This is a genomic window from Paenibacillus tuaregi (assembly GCF_900086655.1).
Taxonomy (GTDB): domain Bacteria; phylum Bacillota; class Bacilli; order Paenibacillales; family Paenibacillaceae; genus Fontibacillus; species Fontibacillus tuaregi.
This window is the reverse complement of record NZ_LT575476.1, coordinates 3,469,345-3,485,310: the sequence shown is the minus strand read 5'-3', so window position 1 is coordinate 3,485,310 and position 15,966 is coordinate 3,469,345. Positions and strand designations below refer to the sequence as shown.

Annotated in this window: 13 protein-coding genes; 10 read left to right on the top strand and 3 right to left on the bottom strand. The window is 49.2% G+C overall.

Going from position 1 to position 15,966, the window contains the following annotated elements; all coding sequences use genetic code 11:
• Positions 1-399 (top strand): hypothetical protein, encoded by a 399-nt coding sequence (locus tag BN6628_RS15550; RefSeq protein ID WP_068618956.1) that lies wholly within the window; start codon positions 1-3, stop codon positions 397-399.
• A gap of 240 nt (positions 400-639) precedes the next feature.
• Here BN6628_RS15550 and BN6628_RS15545 read toward each other — a convergent pair whose 3' ends face one another.
• Positions 640-2,439 (bottom strand): Ig-like domain-containing protein, encoded by a 1,800-nt coding sequence (locus tag BN6628_RS15545; RefSeq protein WP_068618954.1) that lies wholly within the window; start codon positions 2,437-2,439, stop codon positions 640-642.
• A 346-nt stretch (positions 2,440-2,785) separates the two neighbouring features.
• On the opposite strand from BN6628_RS15545, the gene BN6628_RS15540 reads away from it, so the two are divergent.
• The 4 genes from BN6628_RS15540 to BN6628_RS15525 all read left to right on the top strand — a co-directional run bounded on the left by BN6628_RS15540 (position 2,786) and on the right by BN6628_RS15525 (position 7,156).
• Complete coding sequence (locus BN6628_RS15540) at positions 2,786-3,670, top strand: NAD-dependent epimerase/dehydratase family protein (RefSeq protein ID WP_068618952.1); 885 nt, start codon at positions 2,786-2,788, stop codon at positions 3,668-3,670.
• Positions 3,671-3,756: 86 nt separating this feature from the next.
• Positions 3,757-4,686 (top strand): Gfo/Idh/MocA family protein, encoded by a 930-nt coding sequence (locus BN6628_RS15535; protein WP_068618950.1) that lies wholly within the window; start codon positions 3,757-3,759, stop codon positions 4,684-4,686.
• Positions 4,687-4,959: 273 nt separating this feature from the next.
• Positions 4,960-6,414 (top strand): MDR family MFS transporter, encoded by a 1,455-nt coding sequence (locus BN6628_RS15530; protein WP_068618948.1) that lies wholly within the window; start codon positions 4,960-4,962, stop codon positions 6,412-6,414.
• Positions 6,415-6,538: 124 nt separating this feature from the next.
• A complete protein-coding gene (locus tag BN6628_RS15525; protein ID WP_068618946.1) occupies positions 6,539-7,156 on the top strand; it encodes a TetR/AcrR family transcriptional regulator in 618 nt (205 codons plus the stop codon).
• 73 nt (positions 7,157-7,229) lie between these two features.
• Here BN6628_RS15525 and BN6628_RS15520 read toward each other — a convergent pair whose 3' ends face one another.
• A complete protein-coding gene (locus tag BN6628_RS15520; protein WP_068618944.1) occupies positions 7,230-8,468 on the bottom strand; it encodes a multidrug effflux MFS transporter in 1,239 nt (412 codons plus the stop codon).
• A gap of 194 nt (positions 8,469-8,662) precedes the next feature.
• On the opposite strand from BN6628_RS15520, the gene BN6628_RS15515 reads away from it, so the two are divergent.
• The 3 genes from BN6628_RS15515 (at position 8,663) to BN6628_RS15505 (ending at position 11,936) form a co-directional block, all read left to right on the top strand.
• Entirely contained in the window at positions 8,663-10,351 is a 1,689-nt protein-coding gene (locus BN6628_RS15515) for a glycoside hydrolase family 13 protein (RefSeq protein ID WP_068618942.1), read from the top strand.
• A gap of 133 nt (positions 10,352-10,484) precedes the next feature.
• Positions 10,485-11,417 (top strand): DUF7916 family protein, encoded by a 933-nt coding sequence (locus BN6628_RS15510; RefSeq protein WP_068618940.1) that lies wholly within the window; start codon positions 10,485-10,487, stop codon positions 11,415-11,417.
• Between the two features lie 12 nt (positions 11,418-11,429).
• Entirely contained in the window at positions 11,430-11,936 is a 507-nt protein-coding gene (locus BN6628_RS15505; protein WP_068618938.1) for a metallophosphoesterase family protein, read from the top strand.
• 72 nt (positions 11,937-12,008) lie between these two features.
• Here the strand turns inward: BN6628_RS15505 and BN6628_RS15500 are convergent, their stop codons facing one another.
• Positions 12,009-13,580, bottom strand: a complete 1,572-nt coding sequence (locus tag BN6628_RS15500) for a sensor domain-containing diguanylate cyclase (RefSeq protein WP_068618932.1) — start codon at positions 13,578-13,580, stop codon at positions 12,009-12,011.
• Positions 13,581-13,829: 249 nt separating this feature from the next.
• On the opposite strand from BN6628_RS15500, the gene BN6628_RS15495 reads away from it, so the two are divergent.
• Together BN6628_RS15495 and BN6628_RS15490 are read left to right on the top strand one after the other, a co-directional pair.
• Positions 13,830-14,735: an NAD(P)/FAD-dependent oxidoreductase gene (locus tag BN6628_RS15495; RefSeq protein WP_068618930.1), complete on the top strand. Its 906-nt coding sequence runs from the start codon at positions 13,830-13,832 to the stop codon at positions 14,733-14,735.
• Positions 14,736-14,827: 92 nt separating this feature from the next.
• Positions 14,828-15,898 (top strand): putative periplasmic lipoprotein, encoded by a 1,071-nt coding sequence (locus BN6628_RS15490; protein ID WP_068618928.1) that lies wholly within the window; start codon positions 14,828-14,830, stop codon positions 15,896-15,898.
• Positions 15,899-15,966 lie beyond the last annotated feature (68 nt).

The window sequence follows — 15,966 nt, the reverse complement described above, 5'->3', positions numbered from 1 at the left end:
ATGAAGAGAAAAGGATATCTGTATTATTTGATCTGGACGATAGGTGCTATTCTGCTGCTCTATTATGGCAATCAGTACCTGGACGAGATTGCCCGCAAAGGCCAGGTGGATTTCAACATTAAAAGAAGTTTATGGGCAGGCACCTTATTTGCCCTGATTCTTGGTATTTATCTAAGCGGCCTGTTCGGACTCCCTGGCAGGGCTAGTTTCAACAAGCCGATGTTTCTAGCCGTATTTCTGCCAAGCTTTGTCCTGCTGGTGTATGTTGTGGCTGCGTTCTATTTCAAGCTGCCTTTATATCCTAAGTATTTGAAGCTGATCGATCAGCACGGTCATTTCTATTTGGGGGTAATCAGTGGGATTTCCCTGATTAAGAGTCTGTTTGAGACACGAAGATAACAGAGCTTTCTTGCTATTGAAAAAACGGCCCCTCCCAATGATAAGTAATCATACAGCAGACTGGACGGCTTTTTTTGCCTTTGGGTTGGGATTTCATTCACCAAATAAATAATTCAAGAAATCCCAAACTAGCAGCGTTGGGAGCTGTCGTTCGTTCCCGGAGTTTTTTGAACACAAATCGAACTTTTATACGAAATCAGGTGCCGTCTGAGAAGACGGCACCTGATTTCGTTCTATCCATTATTTTGGCACAGAGGCACGGACCACTTGAACAAGCGCTCTGTACGAGTGTCCTTTGTATTCAGCGGTAATGTGAGTGATTCCCGCGTGCACCCCGATGATGTTGCCGTCCTCGTCATACTCCACGACTTTCGGATTGTCACTCTTAAAGGCTGCATCCTTGGTCACATCATGAATCTTCCCGTCTTTATCCTTGAAGAAGGCAATCGTGTCCAGAGAGGTCCCGGCAGTTAAGGAATACTCGTCCGAGTCCAGGTAGAAGGTGCCTTCACCATCCGGATTTCCATTGCCCGGGGTCTCGGATACCTCTACTTTCAACTGCGCCTGAAGCCCTTGATATACGGCAGTGATGGTGGCGCTGCCCGGCTTGATGCCGGTAATCTGACCTTTCCCGTCTACCACAGCGATATGCTCGTCATCCGAGGAGAACGTGACTTCATCCGTCAGTCCGGTTGCGCTTCCGTCGGAATAAACCGCATTCACTACAGTGGGGGCATGCTCGCCCACCGAAATTTTTTTGCTGGAGTCGGTGAATTTAATTCCGGTTAGAACCGGGTCTACCTGAGGCTGGTCCGGGGCAGCGAGCTTGGTCAGCTGCAGAAAATATTTGTTATTCTCATGAGCCTGCCCGGTAACCACAAACCCTCCGTCTGGAGCATAAGTCCCTTTGCCGATTCCATACAGGTTCGCATCACCAAAAATTAATCTATCCGCAATTTCCCCACTTTGATCCAGCAGCAGGATTTCAAAGCGGTTCTGCTCATCAGGATAGGAGCCTTTCTCATTCTGCCCAATCAGTGCATATCCGTTTTTGGTGCGAGCAAGCTCGGTAAAGAGTTCACGACCATCTGGCGAAGTGGAGCTTTTCTCCCAGATTACTTCACCGGAGGCGTCTGTCTTGGTCAGAAGGTTCACGTCATCTTTCGTTCTGCTGGCGATTAAATAACCGTCGTCATCCGAAGGAATGATGGCGTATGCGCTGCGCCCGGAATTCGGCTGGGCATATTTATGCGTCCAGACTTCCTCGCCGTTGGCATTCAGCTTCGTAGCAATGCCGGCGTCATCCTCACCAGTGCCAATAACAGAGTTAAGGGTGCCTACCGCAATCGTTCCGCCATCTGGTGTGGCAATCACATCGTTAAAATACTGATTGCTGCCGAATCTGAATTTCTTATACCATAGCTTTTTGCCTTGGGCATCTGTCTTAAGCACATAAGCCGGAGCTTCGCCATAGGAAGTTACACTGTATCCCGTTACAACAAATCCGCCGTCCTCGGCTTGAACCACAGATTCCCCATATTGATTGGTATATCCGTCACCATATTCATTCTCCCACTCCACGTTCCCTTGGGCATTCAGCTTGGCCAAGAAGACAACATTGTGTGGCCTGCCATCATAGTTTTTAGTCGCTCCACTGACAATATATCCACCGTCCTGGGTTGGAGCCGCTTGATGCGCATACGTATATTCCGAGTCTCCGTGCTGAATTTTCTGATCCCACTGCACCTTCCCAGAAGCATCAAGCTTAAGGACGTATGCTTTGGTGATTCCGTACCCTGAACCTGGGTCTTCTTCAATGTCACCGGTGACGATGTACCCGCCGTCCTCGGTGGCGGTAACACTGCGTCCGTTGGAATTTAACTGGTCCTTGCCATACTGGTGGGACCACTCAATTACTGGCTTATGAGCTGAAGCTGAGGCTGATACTGGAGAAGCGTAACCCGGGTTGATAACAATACCTGATAGGATGGCAAGACTTGCCACAGCATATGAAGTTTTTCGAATGATAGATTGGAACAAACTTCGACACTCCTCCCAAAATTTTAATTTACGGTGGGACAAAAAATAATACCTAATATCCATTATTAAGGAGTCCGAATTCTTTGACTATCCCACTATATACATAAATTTTCCGGGAAATGGTACTGGATTTTCATAACCTTAATTGATGCTTTGGTATCAAAACAACAAGTACTTAAGCATCAGAAGCAAGCAAGTGGGCAAGGGGGAGAACGCTTGCGGTGATTTGGCATAACAGCACATGCGGGTTTACTATTAGAATTACAACGTTGGTAATGGCGTATCTGTGGAAAAGTCAGTTTCGTTTTAAATTTAGAAATAAATATTGCGAAAGAGGGGTAAAGGGATGCGTAAAATATTGATTTTTGGTGGAACCCGCTATTTCGGTAAAAAATTAGTCGAGCTTCTTCTCCAAGAAGGCGAGCACGATGTCACCATCGCTACCCGGGGAAATTCACCGGTCATCTTCAGCAAGCGGATTAAACATCTTACACTCGACCGGACTAACAGGGCAGATCTGCTCGCCCTTACCTCTCAGGGGGATTGGGACCTTGTGTACGATAACATATGCTACTCATCTGATGACGCCCAAATTGCTGTCGACGCCTTCGAAGGTCGGGTCGGACAGTACATTATGACTTCGACGCTGTCTGTGTATGAGCCTGTAGGGCGGGCAGTTATAGAAGATGACTTTAACCCTTATATTTATCCCATCAAAAAAGGAGCTTCTTCGGACTTTACTTATTCTGAAGGTAAGAGGCAAGCAGAGGCCGTTTTGTTCCAAAAGGCTCATTTTCCTGTTCAGGCCATGAGAATACCCATTGTGCTCGGTACGGATGATTATACGAAAAGACTGCATTTTCACGTACACCGCATCCAGAAGGGCACTTCGATAGGTGTGCCCAATCTCGATGCGAGGCTCAGCTTTATTTCTTCGAATGAAGCAGCCGAGTTTCTGGCCTGGCTCGGTCAGGGCTTGGTGAAAGGTCCGGTTAACGCGGCATCCGAGGGATCGATTTCGGTGCGTCAGATTGTAAGGACCATAGAAGAAGCTACCGGGCGGACTGCCATAATTAAAGGGGAGACCGGGCCGGAGAACCAGTCCCCGTTCGGGGTCCCGGCTGATTGGCTTATGGATACCAGTAAGGCCGTTCGTGCTGGATATAGGTTCACTCCGCTTGCCAGCTGGTTTCCGAAGCTCGTACAAGCGATTACGGATGGGCGCGCATAATCGGCAAACTAGATAGCCTACCTTTATTCCTCGAACTAGAGAATTTATAATAGAGGGACTACGTTGACAATTGGAGGATTAAATCTATGAGAATCGGTATCGTCGGACTTGGGGGTATTGCTCAGAAAGCATACCTGCCTGTAATCACGGCCCGCGGGGATATTGAGCTTGTGTTCTGTACCCGGAATGAGGAGACTCTGCATAAGCTTAGCTCGAAATACCGGGTAGGGGAATGCGTAACCACGGTGGATGAGCTTATTGCTTCAAAGGTAGATGCTGCCTTTGTACATACCTCCACAGATTCCCATCCTGCAATCGTGGAGAAGCTTCTTCTGGCGGGAATTCATGTTTATGTGGACAAGCCGATTGCATACACCTATGAAGAGTCCCGCCGGATTGTGGAGCTCTCCGAGCAGACCGGGCGAATTCTAATGGTCGGGTTCAACCGCAGATTTGCGCCGATGTACGCTCAGGTTAAGAAGGAGCTGAAGGAGCCGGGGCTGGTCCTTTTACAGAAGAACCGCCTTCACCACCCAGATGTGGCGAGACGGTTTGTACTGGATGATTTTATTCATGTTGTGGATACTTTGCGTTTTCTGGCGCCCGGTGAGATTAAGAGAACCCGGGTATCCGCCCGGATCCAGGAAGGCAAGCTGTATCATGTCCAGCTTCAGCTTGATGGGGACGACTTCAGCTGCATTGGCATTATGAACCGGGACAATGGAATCGTGGAGGAGATTCTGGAGGTTATGAGTCCAGGGGATAAGCGGGTTGTCAAAAATTTAAACACAACCATCGAGTACTCTGGTGGAGAAGAGAAGCACCGGGGCTTTAACGACTGGGACCCTAATCTGTACCGCAGAGGATTTGATCAGGTGATTGAAGAGTTCCTGTCCGCAGTGAGAGAGGGAAGAGGCCCTTCACCTTCGGCAAGGGATGCGCTGCTTACCCATAAGCTGTGTGAAGAGCTTGTCGGGGAGCTTGAGGCTGAAGGTGCGGAGCCTTGGGATAAATAAGGACTATAAATCAATAGAAAAGAAGATAACTACGCCGCTCTCGGAGACGAGGGCGGCTTGTTTCTTATACACACAATAAACTGCCATAAACCACTATATTTATTGTTTACATTGACGTTGCGGACAATTGTCTGCTAATATACATCGTGCGGACAATTGTCCGCGACACGGAATTAAATCTCTTACTTTTTCCCAAGAAGGAGGCGGACGAGTTCCGAAGATAACCATACTGCGGAGATTTTCCTAAATAGAGATACATAGGGAGGAATAACAATGAATACAGGAAGTGCAGCGGTTGGTGCCGCACCCATAGAGAATATAAAGCGGCTGCCCATTGTCATTTCGATGATGATCGGGGCATTCCTTGCCCTGCTTAATGAAACGCTGCTCGGGGTAGCATTAACCGAGCTGACGAAGGAACTAAAGGTTCCTTACTCTACAATTCAATGGCTCACCACGGGCTACATGCTGTTAATCGGAATTCTTGTGCCTGTTACGGCGCTGCTTATTCAGTGGTTTACCACTAGACAGATTTTTATCAGTGCGATGGGCTTGTTCCTAGTCGGAACCTTGATCGCGGGCTTGTCACCAAATTTCACCGTTCTGCTGATTGCGCGTCTGGTTCAGGCGCTCGGCACAGGCCTGCTGCTGCCGGTCATGATGAATACGATTCTGACCATTTACCCGCCTGAGAAACGTGGAGCGGCCATGGGAACGATAGGACTGGTCATTATGTTCGCGCCGGCAACCGGTCCAACGCTGGCCGGCCTTATCCTGGATTCGCTTAGCTGGAGATGGCTATTCTTCTCGGTTGTGCCGCTTGCGGTATTTTCGATCATTTTTGCTTTCATTTATCTGCGGAATGTGTCTGAGGTTACACGGCCCAAAGTAGATCTGCTGTCCATTCTGCTCTCTACGATCGGATTCGGAGGCATTGTGTATGGATTCAGCAGTGCGGGAGATCCTGAGATCGGCTGGTCCAGCAGCTTGGTTATCATCTGCCTTGTTGCAGGTTTCATTGGTCTGCTGCTGTTTGTTCTAAGACAGCTGAAGCTGGCAGAACCGGTGCTGGATATCCGTTCCTTTAAATATCCGATGTTCTCGCTGGCCGTCATTCTGATGGTCATCCTGATGATGACCCTGTTCTCCACCTTGACTCTTCTGCCCATGTTTATGATCAGCGGACTTGCGCTGACGGCTTCCACCGTTGGTCTGATTCTCCTACCAGGAGGCATCATTAATGGATTGATGTCACCGATTACGGGGCGTCTGTTCGATAAATTCGGGCCTAGAGCCTTGGTCATCCCAGGGATTGTGATCATGGTGATCACCCTCTGGCTGTTCACCCAAGTCTCTACATCGACAGAGATATATGTGATCATTCTGCTTCATATTGCACTCATGATCGGGCTTTCCATGGTGATTATGCCGGCCCAGACCACAGGGCTTAACCAGCTGCCGCGTCATCTGTATCCGCATGGAACCGCGATTATGAATACGATTCAGCAGGTGGCCGGCGCTGTTGGGACTGCGCTCTTCATCAGCATCATGTCCTCAGGCCAAGCCCGCTATCTCAGCGGAGTGAAAGATCCTACCAATCCCAAGCAGATCGCAGAGGCGATGACCTCAGGAGTACACAGCGCATTTTGGGTTGGGGCAATTCTTACAGTAGCCGCCTTCATCCTGGCCCTGTTCATTCGTCGAAGTGCTATTCCTCAGGAGAAGTAAGAGGGATGCCGGTCCGGTGGAGGGATTGATCCTTCATAGGGGTAAGGGTTACAATATATAGATGTTCTGTTCATATGGATGGCATCTATCCATATCATACCTGCTTAGAAGGAGAACTATGTATATGCCGCTTCATGAAGAGAGTAGAGGCTCCCTGGAAATCAATGAATTAATTTTGAAGAACGCGAGACAGCTTATTGAACAGCGCGGCGTTGACAAGGTAAGCATGCATCAGATCGCCAAGGCATCAGGGATCGGGCAGGGCACCTTATATAGAAGGTATGCAAGCATTGGGGACATCTGCCTTAATCTCATTGAGGAGAAGCTGTGCGTGATCAAGGAGGATATCCGGCGTGGAATCGAGGAGCCTTCCCGGTCCACCGAAGAGCGGATCGGACAGGTTATTTTGAAGTGGGTCCGGTTTGTAGAGGATGCCATGGTCTGGATTGGCGCTCTGGATGAGAGCTGCCACAAGCTACAGAGAATGGGTTTTGAGTTCTCTGAATCTCATCCGTACGTGTTCATCTTTGGAACCTTGAGCCAGTTGTTAAATCAGGCTGCGGCAGCTAACGAGATCGGTCCATGTGATACCTGTTTTGTGGTGAATGCGTTCTTGTTCTTGTTAGAGCCGGATTGTTATATCTACCTTCGGAAATCCCGCGGTTATACACCAGATGAAATTGCGGATAAAGCTTATGATCTATACTTCCGCCCTTTATTTAAGAATGTGAAGCCATCTTAACCCCGGTCATATGATTTAAAATAAACAAAGAAGAAGCGCCAGGAGCATATCCGGCGCTTCTTCTTTGTTTCCGTTACAGCTTGGAGCGGTGCCCCGCCCGGCGGACAAGCACATAATAAAATCCGATTGCGCATACATCCGCTGCGGCGATTACAATGCCCATCGGGACCGCGGTATGGCTGCCTCCAATGCCAACCAGAGGCGCGCAGGCCGCGCCCAGCACGAAGGGCAGCAGCCCAAGCAGCGCCGAGGCACTGCCGGCGGAATCACCCTGTTCCTTCATGGCGAGCGGAAAGCTGGTGGTGCCGACAATCCCGACAGAGGCTACAACGAAGAATAGGGGGATCAGCACCGACAGCAGCTGCTGAAGATAAGTAATATCCAGCAGCAGGATGACGGATGCGGCAGCGGCCAGACTGAGGCCACAGACGAGCAGCTTCTCTTCGGAAATTCGTCCGGCCAAACGTCCGGTCAGCTGACTGGCCGCAATAATGCCGATGCCGTTGACTGCGAAGATGACGCTGTACATTTGAGGCGATACGCCAAATACCTCCTGCATGACAAACGGGGAGCCGGAGATGTAACCGAACATGGCTGCCGATACGAGGCCTTGGGCAATTGTATATCCCATGAATACCCGGTCTCTGAGCAGTCTGCCGAAGGTGGAGAAGGTCTGGCGAATGCCTCCGGTGGCTCTCCGGTGCTTCGGATGGGTCTCGGGCAGCCCGAAATAGACGGCGATCAGCATGATGACCCCAACCGCAAATAACACGACAAACACCCCTCGCCAAGGGAAAATGCGGAGCAGTTGCCCTCCTATTATTGGCGCGAGAATTGGGGCCGCCCCGTTAATTAACATGAGCAGGGAAAAGAACTTGGTAAGCTCTGTCCCCGAATATAAGTCCCTGACAATGGCCCGGGACAGAACAACTCCCGCTGCGCCCGACACCCCTTGAATCAATCTTAGACCGATAAGTACACCAATACTGGGAGCAAAGACACATAATATGGATGATACAGAATAAACCCCTAAGGAGATCAAGAGAGGGGAACGTCTTCCCTTAATATCGCTAAGCGGTCCAACAACCAGCTGTCCGAGTGCAAGCCCAAGCAGAAATGCGGTTAAGGTCAGCTGGGTCAGAGACGCTGTGGTATGTAAATCTGTCGCGAGCCGCGGCAGTGAAGGCAGATACATATCGATGGATAACGGTCCGAATGCGGATAATGACCCTAAAATTACCGCTGTCCATAACCTTCGGGAACGCGATAGCTGCAGCGAAGGCGCCGGGTTGTTAATAATTGTTTTATCCATGAGCCCTTCACCTTTCCTTTCTGAAAATAAATTGATACCGGAGTGGTTACAGTTGCCTGAACCAGATCTGATTATTATACAAAGATGAAGAAATGTAAAGGCTATTTATACAATTCACGTTGTTACCAGACGTTCCCCTGTTTAAAAGTATAGGACAGGGTACTGTGTTAGATAGATAAAGGAGGCTGTGTGAGATGAACCCGAAGTGGTGGAAAGAAAGTGTTGTATATCAAATTTATCCGATCAGCTTTAAGGATGCGAGCGGAGATGGTATAGGGGATCTGCGGGGAGTCACATCCAAGCTGGACTACTTGAAGGATCTCGGAGTAGATGTGATCTGGCTGTGCCCCATTTATAAATCACCTAACCACGATAATGGTTATGATATCAGCGACTATTGTGATATTCAGCCGGAATACGGCACGATGGAAGATTTCGACCGGCTCCTGCGTGAGGCTCACAGCCGAGGGATGAAAATTATGATGGACCTGGTTCTTAATCATACTTCGAACGAGCATCCCTGGTTTATTGAATCGAAATCGTCAGAGGATAATCCCAAACGGGATTATTATATTTGGCGCAAAGGAAAGAACGGAGGCCCCCCGAACAACTGGGAGTCCTATTTCAGCGGCTCCGTATGGGAGTATGACTCCACAACCGACAGTTATTATTTGCATTTGTATGCAAAGCAGCAGCCGGATCTGAACTGGGACAATCAGGCTGTTGTGGATGAGCTCCACGATATGATCCATTGGTGGCTGAAGAAAGGGGTGGACGGCTTCAGATTTGATGCGATTGCGCATATTGTGAAGGCCCAAGGTCTGCCTGATGCGGATAACCCGAACCGGCTGCCTACTGTCAGGGCGTATCAATTATTTTCAAATCTGGACAAGGTGCATACGCTGCTTCAGAATCTTCATGACCAGGTGCTGTTTCATTACGACATTATGACGGTTGGAGAAACGTCGGGGCTAGGCCCGCACCAAGCGCTTGACTATGTGGGTGACACCCGGCGCGAACTGAACATGGTCTTTCAATTTGAACACATGTATTTGGATGCCGAGTCACCCGGCAGCGGCAAATGGAATATCAAGCCATGGAACTTGCTTGAGCTGAAGAAAGTGATGAGTGAATGGCAGACGGTGCTCCATAATCAGGGCTGGAATGCCAACTATCTGGAGAACCATGATCAGCCCCGCTCAGTCTCCCGGTTCGGCAATGATTTGAACTATCGGGTTGAATCCGCCAAGATGCTTGCGACCTTTCTTCTGACTCTCGAAGGGACGCCTTATATCTTCCAAGGGCAGGAAATTGGCATGACCAACCCGTCGTTTGCCTCTATTGAGGATTACCGGGATGTAGAGACGCTGAATTTCTACCATGACATGCGGGAGAAAGGGATGCCGGAGGAGAGCATTATGAAGGCGATTCGCAAGAAGAGCCGGGATAACGCCCGGACTCCCATGCAGTGGGATAATAGCGAAAATGCCGGTTTCTCCAAGGCTCAACCATGGATTAACGTGAATTCCAATTATATGGAAGTCAACGTGGCAGCTGCCCAGAAGGACCCGAATTCCATTTATAATTACTATAAGGAGCTCATCGCCCTCCGGAAAAAATATAAAGTGATCGTTTACGGAGAGTACAAGCTGCTGCTCCCGCTGGACCCCGAAATCTATGCCTACACCCGGACATGTGAGGATGAGCGTCTCCTGGTCATTCTCAATTTCTTCGATAAGCAGCCGGTTTTTGAATGGCCGAGGGAGATCAACCCAGAGGGTGCCAAGCTGCTAATTTCAAATTACAAACCCTCTTCTAATGAGAACGTGAATAAGCTCACTTTGCGTCCCTATGAGTCAAGGGTATATTTATTAGACAGCTAACCTTACTTGCGCGGCGGGTATTTCCAAGTATGACATTCAAGGAGATACCTGCCGTTCTGGTGTTTTGTTCCCCAGGGAACGGTGTGATAACATGAAATAAGTTAGTAAATCTGGAAATTGAGGTGATTGTCGTATGAAAAGAATCCTGGATTGCCGGGCCTCTGACTTCCGCCAAATGAACCGGGAACAGTTGAAGCAGTCCATTATCGCAACGGAAGGAAGAACGATTATTTCCGAGAATGTGGTAACCTTGTCCCTGCTTCCGGAAATATCAAATGCGGAGCTGTCCAAAGCTTTTGGGGCGGATATGATCCTGCTTAATCTGTTTGATGTGTTCCATCCGCAGGTGAAAGGTGTGGTGCCCGGTAACTCCTTCCATCCGGATGCGGATGTGGAGGCCGGTCCTGACGAGGACATTGTGGGGAAACTTAAATCGATGACCGGCCTCCCCATCGGTTTGAATCTGGAGCCGGTGGACGACAAGGCGGACGCGGTGGAATCCCTTTTCAAGCTGCCGGAGGGGAGAAGAGCTACCGCCAAATCTCTGACGAAGGCTAAGGATCTGGGCTTTGACTTCATCTGCCTCACTGGGAACCCGAAGACAGGGGTTACGAATACACAGATTGAAGGAGCTATCCGGCTGGCTAAGGAACATTTCGGCGGCCTGATCATTGCGGGTAAAATGCATGGTGCGGGGACGAAGGGAAGGGTAACGGACCTGGATGCTTCGCTCCGGTTTGTAGAAGCCGGGGCAGACGTTATCCTGCTGCCTGCTCCGGGTACCGTTCCAGGACTTCGTGAGAAGGAGCTTGCGAAGATCATCACCGCTGTCAAAGACAAAGGTGCTCTAACACTGGCCGCGATCGGAACCAGCCAGGAGGGCGCGGATGAGGCGACCATCCGGGAGATTGCGCTTAGCGCCAAGCGGGCCGGGGCGGATATTTTCCATATTGGGGACGCGGGCTTTGGAGGAATTGCTGTTCCAGAGAACATCCAGGCTCTATCGATTGCAATCCGCGGCCGTCGTCATACCTACATTCGGATGGCTGCATCGCCATTAAGATAGGAGGGGATTTCCATGATCGTGGGCGTGGTATCTGATACACACATGCCAAGATCGGCCAAGCGGCTTCCTTCCGCATTAATCGAAGCCTTCCGGGGGGCGGATCTCATTCTTCATCTTGGGGACTGGGTCACGATGGATGTGTATGAACAGCTTGCCGCTCTGGCGCCTGTTGAAGGCATTGCGGGCAATAATGATCCAGAGGAGATTATCGGGCGGTTTGGCCACCGCAAAATCCTCAGCTTGGGTCAATACCGAATCGGTCTGGTGCACGGGCATACTCCCTATACGGGGCGGACCACGCAAGAGCGGGCCTGGTTATCCTTTAAGGGAGAGCAGGTGGATGCCATCCTATTCGGTCATTCCCACCAGCCTTACTTGAAGGAAGAGAACGGGGTCTTGTTATTCAACCCCGGTTCGGCTGCGGATAAACGGAGAGAGCCCCGTTATTCAGTGGGTATTCTTAAGATTAGTGAGAGTGGAATAGAAGCCGATCATATCTTCTACGATTCAAAAGAATAGACACCCCATTCAACACAAAAAGCCTGATTATCCAGGCTTTTTGTGTTGAATACGTTACGAACCTCGGCCGGGTTAATCCCCGTCACTCACCGTTGTCCGGTTCCGGCCGTCTAATTTAGACTGATAGAGCGCCCGGTCCGCTTGCCGGATCAGCTCATGAGCATCCAGCGCATGGTCTGGGAAAGTTGCAATCCCGGCCGAGATGGTAATGGCCTCGCCGGTTGGACTTTCCGTTGTGGCAAGGATCTTCCTGACCCGTTCCGCTGTTCTTAACGCATGGGATGTCTCCTCATGCTTCACGAGAATTGCGAATTCCTCTCCTCCGTAGCGGAATACGTGACTATCTTCCCCGCTTACCTCCTCCATGAGCCTTGAGAGGAATCTAAGCACTTCATCCCCGATCAAATGACCGTAAGTATCATTCACTTGCTTGAAATGGTCGATATCCAGAAGAACTAGAGAATATGGCACATGATTGCTGATCCACTTAGTCATGACTTTGTCAAAGGCTTTGCGGTTAGATAGCCCGGTTAGTCCGTCTACATGTACCTCGTCCCTTAGCTGATTCATATCTTCGTTAAAGTTATGAAAGGCAATTCTAACACTGCGGTATAACAGACGGACTTCATAATAGCTGGACCTGATTTCAGGAAGTTCCCTGCTCTTATCCAGATTAATGGTCGCTTCTTCCGAATAGTTAGCCAGCATATGCAAAGGCTTGGCAATCCGGCTTGCCATCCACCAGCCTACGAGCAGGATGGGGATGAGGAAGATCATAGATTGGGACAGCATCCTGCGGATTAGATCGGACAGAGGCCCGTCAATGACAGAGACCGGGGTCTGAGCTACGATCCCCCATGAGCTGATAGGGTCGAATGCATAACCCGCGAAGAAATCATGCTGCTTGGAATTGGTCACTCTTTCGGAACCATAATTCCCTTTGAGGACTTTTTGAACAACATGATTCTTGCTGACGGCTTGCCCCACACGGTTCTTGTCCGGGTGGAAAATGATATGACCGGTCTTCTCCACAACAAATACATAAGAACCGTTTCCGAAGAAATGCTCTTCAAGAAGGGTGTTCAGCACATTCTTCTCCTCAAGATAGATCGTTCCGCCAACAAAACCCTTATATACGCCTTTGGAATTAAAGATAGGCGCCGACACCAGAATAATATAACGCCCTGATTTGCTTAGGTAAGGTTCTGAAATGAAGGGAGCCTTAGCCTTTATCGCACGCTTGCTCACCTCGGATGTCAGTTTATCCCCTTGGTGAACCCCGGATGTGTTGGGGCTCGTGGCCTGAATCACTCGATCCTCATTTGCTATAAAGATCGAGTTGAAATACTGGCGGTTCTCCTGGAACAAATCATCCAGAAGAGCCGAGTTGGAATAAGAGCCGCGTTTAAGAATGGCGGTTATGGCAATCAGGTTCTGCCTCATGGTCGTTAGCAGATTGCCTGTATTGGCTGCAAGTTTTCTTGCGTATTGATCATTATTTTGCAGATAGCTTGAGATTAAGGAGGAACGATTCACCTGAATGGCAGAGATAATTTCAATGATCATAGTAAGCACTACCGCTGAAATTACAAGCACACTGATGCTGAAGCGAAGAGTAATCCCCTTTTTACTTAGAAATTTCAAAATTAAATCCCGCCTGTAATCATATTCTTAAGTATAAAAAGTGTCACTTTTTGACGATGATAATTCATTATACATGATCTTAGCACCGTGCAGGCAGATAGTTCGACGAATGAATCAAAGGTAATTTGAAAAGCTGAAGAAGCTCAAAAACGATTGGATAGAACAGGAGTTTGAATTTACCTGGAATGTTTAAATATAAGTTTGTAACTACAGCACATTGCTGCTTCATTAGAGACAGGAGGAAAGGGAGTGACCTACGACTGTATTATTGTCGGAGGAGGAATAGCGGGTCTTCAAGCCGCTATTCAGCTGGGGCGGTATTCCGCCCACAGTATCCTTGTCATTGACGCGGGCCGCGGACGGTCGAGCCTGTGCTTAAGTTATCATAATATTCTTGGATGGCCGGAGGGAATATCGGGAGCCGAGCTGCGCCAGAGAGGCCGTGCTCAAGCAGCCCTCGCTGGGGTTAAATTTACGAAGGATACCATTACAGAAGCGAACAAGACGGGGGGCTTGTTCTGTCTTAAGGGACAAGGGGGAGCGGCTTATGAGGCGCGTACGCTCCTGCTGGCAACAGGGCTGATGGACCGTTTCCCTGATCTTCCGGGACTTGTACCGACGCTGGGCAAATCTGTATACGTATGCCCGGATTGCGACGGCTTTGAAATACAGAATACCAGCACGGTGACGATGGGCTCCGGAGACAGCGGGGCGAACATGGCTCTGCTGTTATCGGAACGCGCCCGGACGATGGTCTATATCAACCACGAACGGGCTCCGGTAAAATCTGAGCTGCTGGCAGCCATGAGGCATAAAGGCATTAAGTATATAGAGTCACCTATTTACCGGGTGCTTGAGGAGGAAGGAAGGATTCAGGGTGTGCTGCTGGAGAATAAGGATCTGGTCCCGGTGGAACGGGGATTTATCTCATTTGGTGGTAATCATGTTCATTCTGAATTGGCTGAATCACTTGGCGCTGATCTCTACCATAACCGGCATGTAGAGGCAGACCCCCGCACACGAATGACCCGGGTTGACCATTTGTGGGTGGCCGGTGATCTTGGTGTTCATGCCGAGCAGGTCACGGTAGCTATGGGAGATGGGGTCATGGCAGCTATCTCAATTAATAAATCGCTTAGGGAAATGAAATCATGAATCATTCTGCTGGGCTTTTTGGTAATTTTTGAAACATATTTGCCGTCTCTACGTTTAAGAAATTGGATAACGAACATAGGGAGGCTGTGTTAATGAAAAAATTGCTACTGGTGCTCCTGACCGCCATGGTCATTGGAGGATGCTCTGGCAAGAACAGCGGCAGCGTGACGGATTCCGCACAGCAAAGCAATCAGAGTACCCAACAGGACAATAACCTACAAACAGATCAAACCAGTAATACAGAAGCGGCAAACCACACAGATCCTAGGGAGGAGAACAAACAAACCAGCAGCGCTTACATCTCCAAAGATACATCCGAAACTCCGACCGTCATAAGCCTGGACGAAAGCTCCGGGAAGATCAGGTTGGCATCGAGTTCCAAAGAACAAAGGAAGACATCCCAGGCCAGGAAAGCCCCAGCAGCTCAATTTTTAGACACAAGTAAGCTGCCAGACACATACAGCTTTGCCGACAAAACCGGCAAATATCTGATCCTCTATTCAAATACTACTGATACGAAGATGGACAGAGCCATTGGGGATGGCGGTAAAGTACTGACTATTAAATATGTGAGGAAGCAGGACTCGAATAGCAAAAATGATGGCAGGGAATGGGCGAAGAACTTCGATAATATGGCTGGTGTTATCTATCAGGTTGTAGGAGGCAAAGCGGTTCCAAACGACACCTATTATTTGGTGAACAGCAAAAAGGTGAATGTGAAAGCAGTTCTTCCGGTTACGAATGAGATTAAGGCGAAAGTGGAGCCTTCAGTCAAGATGAAGCTGGAGAAGCTGAAGTCCTTGAAGCTAAAGAACATTTGGGAGATAGCCCATTTTGGGAAGGGCAATAAGGTTTACGTGGCCGAGTTCAAGAAAAAAGGCAATAAAGTGACCGCCTCGATCATTCTTAAGACCGCTTCAAAGCTGGTCACTAAAGACTACGTAGCCGATTATGATCCAATAACAACATGGAGAGTCGATGATGGTGGGGAAATTGTGCCGGAGAGCTTCTCTTTGCTGTTCTCGGCAGTGACCAAGCAAGGTTATCTTATTGGAGTGAAATGGGCAGGGGCAGAGGGGGAGACTACTGATCTCCTGAACCAGACCTCCACAGAGCTCAAAGAAATTGAGCAGCAGACGAATGGCAGATATATGGTGCCATAAATGAATAATTCGAAGTAAACCCAATGACTGGATACGATTTAGTATCCGGTCCTTTTTTTGAGACCTGT